Annotated in this window: 14 protein-coding genes; 6 read left to right on the plus strand and 8 right to left on the minus strand. The window is 70.3% G+C overall.

The genetic code is table 11. The features are described 5' to 3' along the window. Positions 1-182: 182 nt before the first annotated feature. The 6 genes from PSEJ35_RS0104230 to PSEJ35_RS0104255 all read right to left on the minus strand — a co-directional run bounded on the left by PSEJ35_RS0104230 (position 183) and on the right by PSEJ35_RS0104255 (position 6172). Positions 183-1322 (minus strand): AI-2E family transporter, encoded by a 1140-nt coding sequence (locus tag PSEJ35_RS0104230; protein ID WP_037082307.1) that lies wholly within the window; start codon positions 1320-1322, stop codon positions 183-185. A 57-nt stretch (positions 1323-1379) separates the two neighbouring features. Beyond that, on the minus strand, positions 1380-1835 hold the full coding sequence (locus PSEJ35_RS0104235) for a hypothetical protein (RefSeq protein WP_028916712.1): 456 nt from the start codon (positions 1833-1835) through the stop codon (positions 1380-1382). Beyond that, positions 1832-2362 carry a phage holin family protein gene (locus PSEJ35_RS0104240; RefSeq protein WP_028916713.1) on the minus strand — a complete coding sequence of 177 codons (531 nt, stop codon included), beginning with the start codon at positions 2360-2362 and terminating at the stop codon, positions 1832-1834. The genes PSEJ35_RS0104235 and PSEJ35_RS0104240 overlap by 4 nt, the downstream gene beginning before the upstream one ends. 7 nt (positions 2363-2369) lie before the next feature. Beyond that, positions 2370-2729, minus strand: a complete 360-nt coding sequence (locus tag PSEJ35_RS0104245) for a hypothetical protein (protein WP_028916714.1) — start codon at positions 2727-2729, stop codon at positions 2370-2372. A 117-nt stretch (positions 2730-2846) separates the two neighbouring features. Next, positions 2847-4298: a Do family serine endopeptidase gene (locus tag PSEJ35_RS0104250; protein WP_028916715.1), complete on the minus strand. Its 1452-nt coding sequence runs from the start codon at positions 4296-4298 to the stop codon at positions 2847-2849. Then, a complete protein-coding gene (locus PSEJ35_RS0104255) occupies positions 4295-6172 on the minus strand; it encodes an autotransporter domain-containing protein (RefSeq protein ID WP_156924722.1) in 1878 nt (625 codons plus the stop codon). The genes PSEJ35_RS0104250 and PSEJ35_RS0104255 overlap by 4 nt, the downstream gene beginning before the upstream one ends. A gap of 515 nt (positions 6173-6687) precedes the next feature. Between PSEJ35_RS0104255 and PSEJ35_RS0104260 the strand changes: the two genes are divergently transcribed. From PSEJ35_RS0104260 to PSEJ35_RS0104275, 4 genes are all read left to right on the plus strand, one after another. Further along, on the plus strand, positions 6688-7536 hold the full coding sequence (locus tag PSEJ35_RS0104260) for a winged helix-turn-helix domain-containing protein (RefSeq protein WP_255326719.1): 849 nt from the start codon (positions 6688-6690) through the stop codon (positions 7534-7536). A 468-nt stretch (positions 7537-8004) separates the two neighbouring features. Then, on the plus strand, positions 8005-10161 hold the full coding sequence (locus tag PSEJ35_RS0104265; protein ID WP_037082309.1) for an adenosylcobalamin-dependent ribonucleoside-diphosphate reductase: 2157 nt from the start codon (positions 8005-8007) through the stop codon (positions 10159-10161). Positions 10162-10286: 125 nt separating this feature from the next. After that, a complete protein-coding gene (locus PSEJ35_RS17130) occupies positions 10287-10829 on the plus strand; it encodes a hypothetical protein (RefSeq protein ID WP_156924723.1) in 543 nt (180 codons plus the stop codon). A gap of 88 nt (positions 10830-10917) precedes the next feature. Beyond that, positions 10918-11694, plus strand: coding sequence for an NrdJb (locus PSEJ35_RS0104275; protein ID WP_028916719.1), 777 nt, complete (start codon positions 10918-10920; stop codon positions 11692-11694). A 547-nt stretch (positions 11695-12241) separates the two neighbouring features. Here the strand turns inward: PSEJ35_RS0104275 and PSEJ35_RS17565 are convergent. Next, entirely contained in the window at positions 12242-12379 is a 138-nt protein-coding gene (locus PSEJ35_RS17565) for a hypothetical protein (RefSeq protein WP_232207572.1), read from the minus strand. Between the two features lie 128 nt (positions 12380-12507). Here PSEJ35_RS17565 and PSEJ35_RS17570 point away from each other — a divergent pair, with 128 nt between their 5' ends. Beyond that, the gene (locus PSEJ35_RS17570; RefSeq protein WP_028916720.1) at positions 12508-12834 is read left to right on the plus strand and encodes a hypothetical protein; all 327 of its coding nucleotides are present in this window, start codon (positions 12508-12510) and stop codon (positions 12832-12834) included. Continuing rightward, positions 12831-13166, plus strand: coding sequence for a DUF1153 domain-containing protein (locus PSEJ35_RS17135; protein ID WP_051412485.1), 336 nt, complete (start codon positions 12831-12833; stop codon positions 13164-13166). Before PSEJ35_RS17570 ends, PSEJ35_RS17135 begins: the two co-directional genes overlap by 4 nt. Here the strand turns inward: PSEJ35_RS17135 and PSEJ35_RS0104295 are convergent. Continuing rightward, the coding region (locus PSEJ35_RS0104295) for a transposase (protein WP_028916721.1) at positions 13118-13460 on the minus strand (343 nt) is incomplete at its 5' end. The genes PSEJ35_RS17135 and PSEJ35_RS0104295 overlap by 49 nt on opposite strands.

Genomic DNA, 13460 nt, shown 5'->3' on the forward strand with positions numbered 1-13460 from the left:
TGCCTTCCGGCCGCCCCTGAGCCGCTCTCGCCAGGGAGAGGGGTTGGGGAGAGGGCTGGTGTGGCAGCGCCGCTGATGATCCCCGCCCTCTCCCGGGAGACGTAGCCCGGGTGCGCCGCTGCGATGTTCGCTCCAACGGGAAGGGAAAAGCGGGAGCAACAGCAGCAGAGGCGATGGCGCCGCTACTCCAGCAGCTTCGCCCAGCCCTGCATGCCCTCCACCTGGGCCAGCACCAGCTTCACGCACACCAGCAGCGGTACCGCCAGCAGCAGGCCGACCAGGCCCCACAGCCAGCCGAACAGCATCAGCGCCAGGATCAGCACCAGCGGCGACAGCGCCATGCTGCGGCCGAGGATGATCGGCGTGACCAGCTGGCCTTCCAGCGTGTGCATGGCCAGGTAGATCGCCGCCGGGGCCAGCGACTGCAGCGTCTCGTCGAAGCGGATGAAGCCCACCAGCAGCATCAGGCAGATGCCGATCAGCGGGCCCACGTACGGGGCATAGTTGAGCAGCATCACCGCCGTGCCCCACAGCAGCGCTTCCTGCAGCGGGAACTCGAACGCCATCACCAGCACGGCGGCGAACAGCAGGCCCATCACCAGGTTGATCACGCTGATGGTCAGCACGTAGCGCGAGACCTCGCGCTCCATCGACTGCAGGATCTCCACCGTGAACTTCTTCTGCTGCCTCCCGGGCAGCAGCGCGATCGCATTGCGCTGCAGGTTCTCGCCGTAGACCATGAAGAAGAACGTCAGCAGCACCACCGCCAGCACCGCCGCGGCCAGGCGCGGGGTGCGGGTCAGCACCGCGTAGGGATCGTCGACGCGGGTGCGCACCACCTGCACCTTGCGGCTGGATTCGCCGGCCGCCGCGCGCGCCATGTCCTCGGCGATGCGGTTGGCCTCGTGCATCGGCCGGGTCAGGTCCTGCAGCTGGCGGCCCAGCCGGCGCGCCTCGCGCGGGGCCTGCTCGGCCCAGCTCGACGCCGGTTCGACCAGCTGCAAGGCCAGGGTGGCGGTGCCGGCCAGGCCGGCGCACAGCACCAGCAGCGCGGCGAGGAAGCGTGGCACGTACAGCCTGCGCAGCAGCCGGATCAGCGGGTTGCCGATCAGGGCGAAGAACATCGCCAGCAGCACCGGCAGGATCACTTCCTGCGCCGCCCACAGGGTGAAACCGGCCGCCAGCACCGCCAGCACCACCACCGCGGCCGGCGCGCGCGGCCGCGGATGCGGCAGGTGCGCGTCGATCGGCACCGGCACCGGCTCCGGAAGGAGCGGGTCGGGCGAAGGCTCGGAGGCGGGCGGGAGCGGGGTGGCGGACATCGGCGTCGGGCAGGGCCGGCGCGCAGGCCGGAGCAGGAGGGGGATACGGCGGCCGGATCAGCGCTCGGACAGCTCGGTGGCCGCTTCGGCCGGCGAGGGGGCGTGCACCGGGGCGGCGGTGGCGGCCTGCGCCTCGAACGCGTGCTCCGGCGGCACCGCCGGCTCCTGGCCGGTGGCCGCGGCCACGCCCTGGTTGACGCTGGCGGCCTGCTGCGCGGCCTCGTCGGCGGCGGCGCCGGCTTCCTCGGACGCGGCGGCCGCGCGCAAGGTGGCGAGCATGCTGGAAATGGTGCCGGCCATCTGCAGCCAGCGGGCGGCCCCGACCCGCGACAGCGGTTCGGCGCGGCCGACCAGGAAGCCGGACACCAGGCCGGCGATGACGATGCGCGAAGGCGTCCAGCCGCGCTTCCAGGCCGTGGCGAAGGCGCCGCGGCTGGCCTCGGCGCGGTCGCTGCATGCGGCCACCCGCCGTTCGGCGCGCTCCACCCGCTGGCGCAGCAGTTCGAACCTCATGGCCGCGGCTCCGTGCCTGGTGCCGGCGGCGTGGTCGGGACAGGCGGCGCGGAGGCAGGCACGTCGTCGGCCTCGTCGTCCAGTTCGTCGAACAGGCCCAGGCGGCTCAGCTGCCGGCGCGTGGCGTGCAGGCCCATGTGGTCGAAGAAACGCGCGGTGCGCCACGCGGCCAGGCCGGTGATGGCCAGGTTGAACAGCGCGGCGATGGCCAGCGAAGAGAGCCACGACAGGCCCAGGCCCTGCAGCAGGGCCACGCCGGCGGCGGTGGCCAGCAGCCAGCCGGTGGCGCCGAACACCACCGCCACCGCGGTCCAGGCCAGCGCCCGGCCCATCGCGCTGCGGGCCAGGGCGATGTCGGCCGACAGCAGCGCGCGCAGCGAACGCAGGGAATCGGCGGTGGCGCGCAGCGAGGCCTTGCCGGCCGCGCCCAGTTCGCGCAGGGTCTCGTCCAGCGGCGGCGCGCCGGCGTCCTCGCCGGGTGCCGGCGCAGGCCCTGCCGCGTCGCCGGGACGCTCCCCCTCGCTCATCACAGGCTTACCGGTCGCGGCGGGTCAGCGCGGCGACCAGCCAGCCGGCGGCGAAGGCCACGCCGAACGACGCCAGCGGGCGCTCGCGGATCAGTTCGGCGGCGCTGTCGATCAGGTCGCGGCCCTTGTCCATCAGCGCGTCCATCTGCTCGCGCGCCGCCTCGCCACCGGCCTCGGCGGCGGCCAGCCCGGCCAGCCCGCTGTCGGCCAGTTCGGCCTTGACGTTGGCCCGGCCCAGGCGCAGCTCGTCGCCGGCGGCGGCGGTCGCGCCGCGGATCGCTTCGCCGGCGGCACCGGCGGCGGCCTTCAGGTGCGAACCGGCTTCGGCGAGGTTGTCCTTCAGGTTGTCGGTGGAGGTCGGGCTCATCGGAATCTCCTGGGCGTGCGAAGTGGGGGTGCGCCCGGCGGCGCGAGAGAGGCATCGAACCACGGGCCGGGTGTAGGCCCCGTTACGGCTCGACGGCCGGCGGCATCGCCGCCGCCATCATTGCATCACGAGGTCGCCCTGCACGTTACCGCGGACGATGCGCAGCACCAACCGCTGCGGCGGTTCGGCCAGGCTGGAGCGGAAGCTGGCCAGGTCGTCGAAGCGCCCGGCCGAGCCGGCCACGATCAGGTCGCCCTTGCGCAGGCCGTTGCGCGCGGCGCGGCTGCCTTCCTGCACCGCCTCGACCAGCACGCCGCGCACCCGCGCCTGGCGCTGGCTTTCCGGCAGGTCGGCCAGGCGCGCGCCGGCCAGACGCGGATCGACCTCGCTGCCGTCCACCGCGCGCGGCTGCTCGCGCAGCGTCGCCTGCAGCTGCACGCGCTGGCCGTCGCGCAGCACCACCAGCGGCACCTTGCTGCCGACCTGCTGCAGGCCTTCGAAGTTGTGCAGCGCCAGCGGGTCGCTGATGCGCTGGCCGCCGGCTTCCACCACCACGTCGCCGGGGCGCAGCCCGGCCGCGGCGGCGCCGGAGCCGGCGTGCACGCGGGTGACCAGCGCGCCCTGCTGGCCTTCGGGCAGGCCCAGCGTCCTGACCAGGCGCGCGTCCAGCGCCTGGGTGTCCACGCCCAGGGTGCCGCGGCGCACCTCGCCGGTGGTGACCAGCTGGTGGACCACGTCGCGGGCCAGGTTGGACGGGATCGCCAGGCCCAGGCCGATGTTGCCGGCCATGCTGCCGCGCGGGTTGAGCGAGGCGGTGTTGATGCCGACCAGCTCGCCGCGCAGGTTGACCAGCGCGCCGCCGGAGTTGCCCGGGTTGATCGAGGCGTCGGTCTGGATGAAGTTCTGGTAGCCCAGCCCGCGGATGCCGCTGCGGCCCACCGCCGAGACGATGCCCGAGGTCACCGTCTGGCTCAGGCCGAACGGGTTGCCGATGGCCACCACGTAGTCGCCCACCTGCAGCTGGCCGCTGTCGCCCAGCGGCAGGCCGGTGAGGTTCTCTGCCGGGATCCGGATCAGGGCCACGTCGGTGTCGGCGTCCGAGCCGAGGAACTCGGCCTTGAGCGTGCGCCCGTCGGCCAGGGTCACCGAGACGTCATCCGCGCCCTCGACCACGTGGTGGTTGGTCAGCACGTAGCCGCGCGCCGCGTCGATGATCACGCCCGAGCCGAGCGATTCGTTGATCCGCTCCTGCGGCACCTGCGGGAACAGGCGGCGGAAGAACGGGTCGTCGAAGAACGGGTTGCGCACCGCCACCCGCTGCTTGGTGTGGATGCTGACCACCGCCGGCATCACCCGGCGCAGCATCGGCGCCAGTGAGGGCAGCGGCTGGCCGTCGACCGCCGCCGGCAGCGCGGTCGAGGCGACGGCGGGCACGGCCGCGGCAGGCGCCGGTGCGGCCGGCATCGCCTGCGCACGGTTGTCCATCAGTTCGTTGATCGCGGTGGCGGCGAACCCGCCAAACGCGGCGGCGGCAGTGAGGGCAAGCAGGGTCCCGGTCGAACGCTTCATCGGCTTCGGCATCTTTGAGGTTCGGGTGCCTGTTCAGTTTGACAGCACAGGCTCAATCGATGCTGAAGGTGGGGCGGCCTGCCGGCGCTTGCAAGTGCGATCCGTCCTGCCGCCCTCCGAGAGCCCCCGATGCCGTCAGAACGCGCGTTGCAGGACCAGCCTCCCATCGCTCCAGGACCGGTCGGCGAAGCCGCAACCGTAGTCGGCCGACCAGCGCCAGCCTGCCCCGAGCGCACCGTCCAGGCGCAGGCGCAGTTCCGTGGCGGCAGTGCTGCCATCGCGCGGCAGGTCGAAGTGGACGTCGGGCACGCCGCGGAAGGCGGCGCGTTGGCGGTCGCCGTCGAGCAGTCGAAACGGTGGCTGGCCTCGACGTGCAGCCGAAGGGCCCGGCCCGCGGCGTTCCACTGCCGGGCGTAGCGCGTGCCAAGCGTGGCGGCCAGGCGCGTGTCTTCGGCCGCGGCGCCCACCAGCTCGAAGCCGCTGTCGCCCATCTCGGCGAAGCCGTCGCCGCGCAGGTGCAGGTAATCGAAGGCGGCGAACGGGACCAGCGTTCCGCCCAGGGCATCCACCGTGCGCCCGGCTTCGGCGTGGGCGGACAGATGGTCGACCGTACGCTGCGCATGGACCACATGCCCTCGTGCGCCAATCCGCAACTCGCGCTGCAGGCGCAGGTCGGCCCGACCGGCGGCCAGTTGCGCACCAGCGTGCCAGCCGTCGCCCCGGTAGTGCGCATGGAAGCCGGCCAGTGGCACTTCGCCCGCGGCGCGCCCGCCGCCGGCATCGAAATGCATCGAGGCCTGCCGGGTGCCGACCATCGTCCCCACCAGCAGACGCGGCCCCAGCCACTGCGCGCTTCCGCCGAGCGTGCCGCTGGCGTTCGCGCCTGGCGCGGCGCCGCGCACAGCCATCGACCAGGCCACCGGCCGCTGGGAATACGCCAGCTCCGCCAGCTCCACATCCAGTGCGCGCGCGCCGCCCGCGAGCTGCGATTGCAGCGCATCCAGCATGGCCACGTGCGCGTGGCCGGCCAGGCTCTCGAGCGAGCGGGTGGCCTGCAGGCGGTCCGGCGTCCACAGCAGCGCCGTCGCCGAGGCGAGGAACTGGCGCTGGGCCAAGGCCAGCGTCGGCGGCGGGGTCGCGGCGAAGCCGTCGGCGCCGCCCAGCGCCGCGTCGAGGTTGCCGGCCGATGCCAGCACCAGGGCGCTGGCCGGGCCGGCCTGCATAGTGGCGCTGGCGCTGGCACGGACCAGGTCGAACCAGACGTCGTGTTCGCCATAACGCAGGCTGCCCTCGATGAACATGCCGCGGGCAGTCCATTCGGCGAACGTCCCCGAGACGCCCCCACCGGCGTGGAGGATGGCGTGGCTGCCTGCCGCGGGGAGTGGATAAGGCCCCCAGCCGTCGTCGTGGCGCGCAAGCCGGAGCGTCCCGTCGAGGCGGGCCTGTCCATCCACCTGCAGCGCGGTCGATGAGTCCCAGCCGGGCGGGGCGAGGGCGAATTCGAACACGCCGTCGGCTCCCTGGTGGAAATCGCCGCCGATGCGCGGGGTGTTGCCGTAGGCCGCGCCGGAGACCAGCAGGAGTCCGCTGTTGTCCAGGTCGCCCTGCACGCGCTCCCACAGTTGCACGGTGCCAAGGTTGGCGACGTCGCCTTCGACATGGCCGGCCACGAAGAGGGAGGCCGGCGCTTCGACGCGGACGTCCGATTCGAGCCTGGAGGCGCCGACGGTCCTGAGTTGCCCGCCGGCGACCCGGGTTCCGCCATCGAAGCGATAGCTGCCATCCAGGCGCAGCTCCCCCGGCCCGTTGAGCACCAGCGCGTGCCCGCTCTGCGGCGGGGGCAGGGTGGGTTGATCGGACCTGGGCACGTCCACCACGCAATCGGAGGCGATGGGCGCCGGGCAGGGATTGAAGGTGGGCGGCGCCGGGGGCGGCGTCGAGCCGGACGTGCTCGGCGCCGGGCTCGGAGGGCGGCTGCCCCTCCGCTGGAACAGGCGGCCAGCAGCAGGGCGGCGATACACAGGACCAGGGGCGTGCGATGCGTGGACATGGCGGTCTCCTCGGAGGGCGCGTGGACGACGGGATCAGGAGCGGGCCGTGGACCAGGCATGCATCGACGGGACCTTGCCGGGGCGGTGCCATACTCGGCCCGCGCGGCGGCGCGACGGACGCGGGGTGGACCGGAAGCGGCATCGGGGTCGGGGTGCATGGCGGGCTCGCGTGGATGGAGCCGGGGAGGCAGGGCCTGCCGCGGCATGGCGCAGGTTTCCGCCGCGGCGCTGCGGCCCGCCATCGGATCGGGTGAAAAAACAAGAAAAGCGGTGAATCCAGCCTGGGAGACACCCGTTGCCGCTTCGGCGGCTACGTCCTCGATCCGCGCGCCCGCGAACTGCGCCGCCTCGACGGCACGCCGGTACCGCTCACCGCCAAGGCCTTCGACGTAATGTGCGTGCTGGTGCACGAGCGCGAGCGGGTGGTCGCCCGCGACGAACTGTTCGCCGAGGTCTGGCCCGGCCGGGTGGTGGAGGGGAACACCCTGACCCAGGCGGTCTCGGCGCCGCGCCACGCGCTCGGCGACGGCGAGCGCTACGTGGTGACCGTGCCGGGGCGGGGCTACCGCTTCGTTGCCGAGGTCACGCCCGATGCGGCGCCGCCGGACGCCGCGGCACTGCATCCGGACCCGTTCCGCGCCGCCGCCACGGCCGTGCCGCCGCCGGGTCGCTCGCGCGCGCCATGGTTCGCGCTGGCCGCCGCCGCGGCCCTGGTGGCGGCGCTGCTGGCCTGGAGCTGGTGGCGACCGCCGCCTCCGGCAGCGGTCGCAGGGACACCGCATGCGGTGGCTCCGGCGGCCGCCACGCCGGCCGCCACCGTGGTCGTGCTGCCATTCCAGCCCCGGCCGGAAGACGGCGAGCAGGACAAGTGGCTGGGCCCGGGCCTGGCTGACGTGCTTGGCCAGCGGCTGGACGCCTCGTCTGCGCTGCACGTGTATCCGTCCGGCTCCGGCCAGCGCCTGGCCGCGCTGGCGCCTGATCCATTGCAGGCCGCGCGCAGGCTCGGCGTGGATTACCTGGTCGAAGGCAGCACCATGCGCCGCGGCGCGGACATCGAGGTGGAGGTGCGCCTGCGCACGGTGGCCGACGGCGCCACGCGCTGGACGCAGCGCTTCGGCACCGCTGCCGCACGCGTCATCGCCGTCCCCCCGGACCGTGGCCGCCCCCCCCGCGGGCGGCTACCCTGAAGGCACAACGCACATTGGCGGCGGAACGGGAAAACCGCTGCTGCGCGCCCCTTAACACCCCCTGCCGTAGCCTGCGCGCAGGCCCTGCGCAAGCTCCTCGCGGGGCAGGCCAACCCCCGGCCGATAGCAACCACGGAAGGGCTGCGCAAGCGGTTGACACCCCCACTTTTGGGGGGTAGCGTGGCGCCCTGTTACACCACTAGATATAGCGGTCCAGCAGACCCAAGGCCCAAGCGATGGTGTTCAGGTGCAGCATTCCTGAACAGGCGTCGTCAAGCCCCAATCGCCCGGGGGTGGCGAGCGGATGAGGCAGGAAAACCCAGTCGGCGGCGGCCTCCGGGCCCGCAGGAAACCCACCGTCTGACCCGGCGAGCGGCGCGTGCGAACGCGACCCGCCGGCCTTGCCGTCCCCGCTTCGTCCCCCGGTCCCCCCCAGGAATCCGGCGTGGTAAGGAGAACCCGACAGACATGAGCACGGTGCGCCTCGAAGTGGTCCAGGACAACACCAAGAACGGCGGGCAGATCCCGCTGCAGCCCGCCTCCCACGACATCTGGGACAAGAAGTACCGCCTGAAGACCAAGCAGGGCGTTCCGCTGGATGCGGACATCGACGGCACCTACCAGCGCGTCGCCCGCGCCTTGGCCGATGCCGAGCAGACCGAGGAGAAGAAGGCCTACTGGTACGAGCGCTTCCTGTGGGCGCTGCGCCATGGGGCCATCCCCGCCGGCCGCATCACCTCCAACGCCGGCGCGCAGGAACACAAGCCGGCCACCAGCACGATCAACTGCACCGTGTCGGGCACCATCACCGACTCGATGGACGGCATCCTGGAGAAGGTCCACGAGGCGGGCCTGACCCTGAAGGCCGGCTGCGGCATCGGCTACGAGTTCTCGACCCTGCGTCCGCGTGGCGCGTTCGTCGCCGGCGCCGGCGCCTACACCTCCGGCCCGATGTCCTTCATGGATATCTACGACAAGATGTGCTTCACCGTGTCCTCGGCCGGTGGCCGCCGCGGCGCGCAGATGGGCACCTTCGACGTGTCGCACCCGGACGTGAAGGACTTCATCCGCGCCAAGCGCGAGGACGGGCGTCTGCGCCAGTTCAACCTGTCGCTGCTGATCACCGACGGCTTCATGCAGGCGGTGGAGAACGACGAGGACTGGCCGCTGGTGTTCCCGCTCAGCCGCAAGGAAGAGGGCGACATCGACCTGGCCGACGCCAGCAAGGTGGTGTGGCGCGACTGGCCGACCCAGGAGAACTACATCGTCCGCGACGACGGCCTGGTGGCCTGCAAGGTGTACGGGCACATCCGCGCCCGCCACCTGTGGGACATGATCATGGTCTCCACCTATGACTACGCCGAGCCGGGCTTCATCCTGATCGACAAGGTCAACGAGATGAACAACAACTGGTGGTGCGAGACCATCCGCGCCACCAACCCGTGCGGCGAGCAGCCGCTGCCGCCGTACGGCGCCTGCCTGCTGGGCTCGGTCAACCTGACCACCTTCGTGCGCGACCCGTTCACCGACAAGGCGCGGTTCGACTGGGACGAGTACAAGGAAGTCGTGCGCGTGTTCACCCGCATGCTCGACAACGTGGTCGAGGTCAACGGCCTGCCGCTGCCGCAGCAGCAGGCGGAGATCCTGCGCAAGCGCCGCCACGGCATGGGCTTCCTCGGCCTGGGCAGCACCCTGACCATGCTGAAGATGAAGTACGGCTCGCCGGAAAGCCTGGAGTTCACCGAGCAGGTGGCCCGCGACATGGCCGTGGCCGGCTGGGAAGTGGGCCTGTCGCTGGCCAAGGAGAAGGGCCCGGCCCCGATCATGGAAGAGCGCTTCACCGTGACCCCGAAGATGCTGCGCCAGCGCCCGGAAATGGCGAAGGACGGCTGGCGCGTGGGCCAGGAGATCGAGGGCAAGGTGCTGCACGCGCGCTACAGCCGCTACATGCAGCGCATCGCCACGGTCGCCCCGGAGCTGGTCGACGAGCTGGCCGAGATCGGCGCGCGCTTCACCCACCACAGCTCGATCGCCCCGACCGGCACCATCTCGCTGTCGCTGGCCAACAACGCATCCAACGGCATCGAGCCGTCGTTCGCGCACCACTACAGCCGCAACGTGATCCGCGAAGGCAAGAAGTCCAAGGAGAAGGTGGACGTCTACAGCTACGAGCTGCTGGCCTACCGCCACCTGGTCAACCCGAAGGCGATGCCGTTTTCCGAGGACCCGGAGGCCAAGTTGCCGGAGTATTTCATCTCCGCCGACGACATCTCGCCGAAGGAGCACGTGGACGTGCAGGCCGCCGCCCAGAAGTGGGTGGACAGCTCCATCTCCAAGACCGCGAACGTCCCCACGGACTACCCGTACGAGGACTTCAAGGACATCTACCGCTACGCCTACCAGCAGGGCCTGAAGGGCTGCACCACCTTCCGCTTCAACCCGGCCGCCTTCCAGGGCGTGCTGGTGAAGGAGAAGGACCTGGAGAACACCACCTACCGCTTCGAGCTGGAAGACGGCTCGGTGGTGGAGGTGAAGGGCAACGAGGAGATCGAGTACGACGGCGAGACCCACACCGCCGCCAACCTCTTCGATGCGCTCAAGGAAGGCTATTACGGCAAGTTCTGAAGCTTTGAGGCCTTGGTGCGCGCTGTTCCGGGCGCCCGCCACGGCCCTTTCCCAAGCAGTACGGCGCCCGGAACGGAACGTAGTCCCGATTACCAGGCAAGAGAGTGCCCCCAGGAGGGCTCCCCATGAGCAATGGCAATGGTGTGACGGCGACCATTTCCGAGGCCGCCGATGCAGTGAAGGAACGGGCCGTGGAGATCGGCCAGACGATCGCCGCCACCGCCGAAGGCGCGGTGGAAAGCGCCGGCGCGGTCGTGGTCCAGGCCAGGGAGACCGCCACGCGCGCGCGTGCGGCGGTGAAGAAGACCACCGGCAAGGCGCGCAAGGCCGTCTCCGGGACCGTGGCCAAGGCCCGCAAGAAGCTGACCGAGGCCAAGGCCAAGGCCGCCGCCGAGGCCGACGCGCTGCGTTCGAAGCTGGGCAGGAAGAAGGCCGCGAAGAAGACGGCCAAGGCTGCGAAGAAGGCTGCTGCGAAGAAGGCGCCGGCGAAGAAGGCTGCTGCGAAGAAGGCGCCGGCGAAGAAGGCCGCGGTGAAGAAGGCGGTCGCGAAGAAGGCGCCCGCGAAGAAGACCGCGGCAAAGAAGGCTGCGCCGAAGAAGGCCGTCGCCAGGAAGGCTCCCGCGAAGAAGGCCGCTGCGAAGAAGGCCACCGCCAAGCGGGCGAAGTAACACTCAACGCACTACGTCCCTCCCCGCGAGGGGAGGGACGGCGGCGGCATCCCCGCCGCTTCCACGAAACACTCAAAGGACACGCAAGATGGCCGTCAAGATCGACAAGAAAATCAAGGGATACGCCGTGGTCACCCCGGAGGACAAGGCGCGCGAGGCCGCGCCGCCGCCCGCGGCTGCTCCCGTCGATCGCCCGGCCGCCGAGGCCAAGGACAACATCATCCAGATGCACGAGCGCATCGAGCGCCCGGACGTCCTGATCGGCAGCACCTACAAGATCAAGTCGCCGATGGTCGAGCACGCCATGTACGTGACCATCAACGACATCGTCCTCAACGCCGGCACCGAGCACGAGCTGCGCCGTCCGTTCGAGGTGTTCATCAATTCCAAGTCGATGGACCACTTCCAGTGGATCGTCGGCCTGACCCGCATCATGTCCGCCGTGTTCCGCAAGGGCGGCGACGTCACCTTCCTGGTGGAGGAGATGAAGGCCGTGTTCGACCCGCGCGGCGGCTACTTCAAGGCCGGCGGCGTGTACATGCCCTCGCTGGTGGCCGAGATCGGCGCCGTGGTCGAGGAGCACATGAAGTCCATCGGCCTGATCCACGACCCGGAACTGAGCGCGCACCAGAAGGCGCTGATCGCCGAGAAGCGCCGCCAGTTCGAGGAGCGCCAGAAGAAGAACGCCGAGCCGACCCCGGCCGCCGTCCAGGTCACCGGACCCCAGGAAGACATCGCCGTGACCGGCGACGGCACCAGCTTCCCGCCCAGCGCCACCATGTGCCACAAGTGCAACACCAAGGCGCTGGTGATCATGGATGGGTGCGCGACTTGCTTGAACTGTGGGTATAGCAAGTGTGGGTGAGCTTTAGCGAGTAAGTGGCATTCCAAGGGCTGGGCCTTCAAAGGCCTGGCCCTTTTCTTGGTTCCTATAAGGTCGCGGAATTCGTTTGGGATGCAGAGCCGATTCAAGAGCGCGAGATAGAGCAGACAATCGAGTTGTTCGTTGCTTGGGGGAAAGCGCGTGCGGCCGAAGTGAAGCGCGAGTTCTCCGACGAGCAACTGGAGAACGCAATACTTTCGCGTCTTGCTAGGCCGGAGTTTGCATCAGTCTTCACTAGTGCTGCTGAGGATAAGTCGACGCGTCTTCGTAGGATGCTCGGGATGGCGGCATTGGAAGTCTCGCCACGAGACGACGTTTACCTCGACTACCTTGTGGCTCACACTTCTTGTTGGACGCCGCTACCAAAGCTCCTGAAGTTTTCGACACTATCTCCCAAATATCCTACGGTTCACTAATCGCTGACGCTGTTGCGGGCCTTGCAGTGCCCCCGGGTCAACTTCGCCGCCTCCACCGCCGACAAGGAGTTTCTCGCGGTGTGCCGGGGCAGCAACGGCGTCTATCCGCTGGGCTACGTGCCGCACAACTGGCACTTCGCCACGATGACCACCGGGCTGACCGGCTCGCGCACGCTGGCGATGCAGGCGGCCGTGCAGACCGCCGCGCGCGCCGACCGCGAGGTGATGGGCGAGGCGCCGATGCAGTTCATGCAGCAGTTCGTGGTCGCGCCGGTGTACGCCCGACGTCCGCTTCGGCGACTGGGACGCGATCCTCGCCGCCGATGCGCCACCGGCGGCGCTGCCGTATCCGACGGCGATCCACCACTTCGCACGCGGCATGGCCCAGGTGCGCAAGAGCGCGCTGGAGGAGGCCGCGCGCGAGGCCGGGGCGCTGCGCGCGATCGCCGCCGACCCGGCGATGGCGGAGGTCAGTTTCTTCGACATCAACAATGCCGGCGCGGTACTGAAGGTCGCCGAGGCGCTGCTGCGCGGCGAACTGCTGCTGGCGCAGGACAGGATCGCCGAAGGGCTGGCCGTGTTGCGCGAGGCCGCCGCTGCCGAGGACGCGCTGGCCTACAACGAACCGGCCGACTGGCCGCTGCCGGTGTGTAATGACCCAGTGATTTCCTGCTCAGGTGTTACCTTGGAGAAGGAGCACAGATGAGCGCGGTAATGGAAGAGGAAATCAAGCGTTGGACGGCCCGGCGCAAGTCGGCGCTGGTGCTGGAGATCATCCAGGGCAAGACGACAGTGGCCGAGGCCAGCCGGCAGTTCGATATCCCGCCCTCGGAGATCGAGAGCTGGGTGGAGGACGGCAAGCGGGGTATGGAGAACGCCCTGCGAGCCAAGCCGGAGGACGTGCGCGAGCAGTACGAGCGGCAGCTCAAGGACCTGCAGGAAGCCTACGGCGAGGCGATGCTGGAGTTGCGCGCGCGAAAAAAATTGGTTCATCTCCCAACTCCGGGGAAGGCCGCCCGGATCTTGAGGAAGAAGTAGGCGTCATCGCGGAAGCCGTAGGCCAATCGCTTGATGACCTTGATCTTGTTGTTGATGCCCTCGACCAGGTTGGTGCCCAGCGGCCACCGGCAGTGGGCCAGGATGCCGGGCAGGTAGGGCTCCAGGCGCCGGACGAAGATCTTCAGCGGCTCCAGCCCGCTGCGCAGGGCCCGGCGCTTCCACTGCTTCCAGGCGCGTAACGCCCAGGCGCGGCTGCGATATCGCCACAACTGTTTGAGGTCGTCCTTGAGCAGGTAGACGGTGAGCAAGGCGCGGTTGGCTGCCAGCAGTTCG

Source organism: Pseudoxanthomonas sp. J35, from assembly GCF_000513995.1.
In the GTDB taxonomy this organism is placed as follows: domain Bacteria; phylum Pseudomonadota; class Gammaproteobacteria; order Xanthomonadales; family Xanthomonadaceae; genus Pseudoxanthomonas.

Coding starts and splice junctions, on each gene's coding strand:
- PSEJ35_RS0104230 (WP_037082307.1), bottom strand. CDS start 1,322: ATGTCCGCCACCCCGCTCCCGCCCGCCTCCGAGCCTTCGCCCGACCCG.
- PSEJ35_RS0104235 (WP_028916712.1), bottom strand. CDS start 1,835: ATGAGGTTCGAACTGCTGCGCCAGCGGGTGGAGCGCGCCGAACGGCGG.
- PSEJ35_RS0104240 (WP_028916713.1), bottom strand. CDS start 2,362: ATGAGCGAGGGGGAGCGTCCCGGCGACGCGGCAGGGCCTGCGCCGGCA.
- PSEJ35_RS0104245 (WP_028916714.1), bottom strand. CDS start 2,729: ATGAGCCCGACCTCCACCGACAACCTGAAGGACAACCTCGCCGAAGCC.
- PSEJ35_RS0104250 (WP_028916715.1), bottom strand. CDS start 4,298: ATGAAGCGTTCGACCGGGACCCTGCTTGCCCTCACTGCCGCCGCCGCG.
- PSEJ35_RS0104265 (WP_037082309.1), top strand. CDS start 8,005: ATGAGCACGGTGCGCCTCGAAGTGGTCCAGGACAACACCAAGAACGGC.
- PSEJ35_RS17130 (WP_156924723.1), top strand. CDS start 10,287: ATGAGCAATGGCAATGGTGTGACGGCGACCATTTCCGAGGCCGCCGAT.
- PSEJ35_RS0104275 (WP_028916719.1), top strand. CDS start 10,918: ATGGCCGTCAAGATCGACAAGAAAATCAAGGGATACGCCGTGGTCACC.
- PSEJ35_RS17565 (WP_232207572.1), bottom strand. CDS start 12,379: ATGAACTGCATCGGCGCCTCGCCCATCACCTCGCGGTCGGCGCGCGCG.
- PSEJ35_RS17570 (WP_028916720.1), top strand. CDS start 12,508: ATGGCCCAGGTGCGCAAGAGCGCGCTGGAGGAGGCCGCGCGCGAGGCC.
- PSEJ35_RS17135 (WP_051412485.1), top strand. CDS start 12,831: ATGAGCGCGGTAATGGAAGAGGAAATCAAGCGTTGGACGGCCCGGCGC.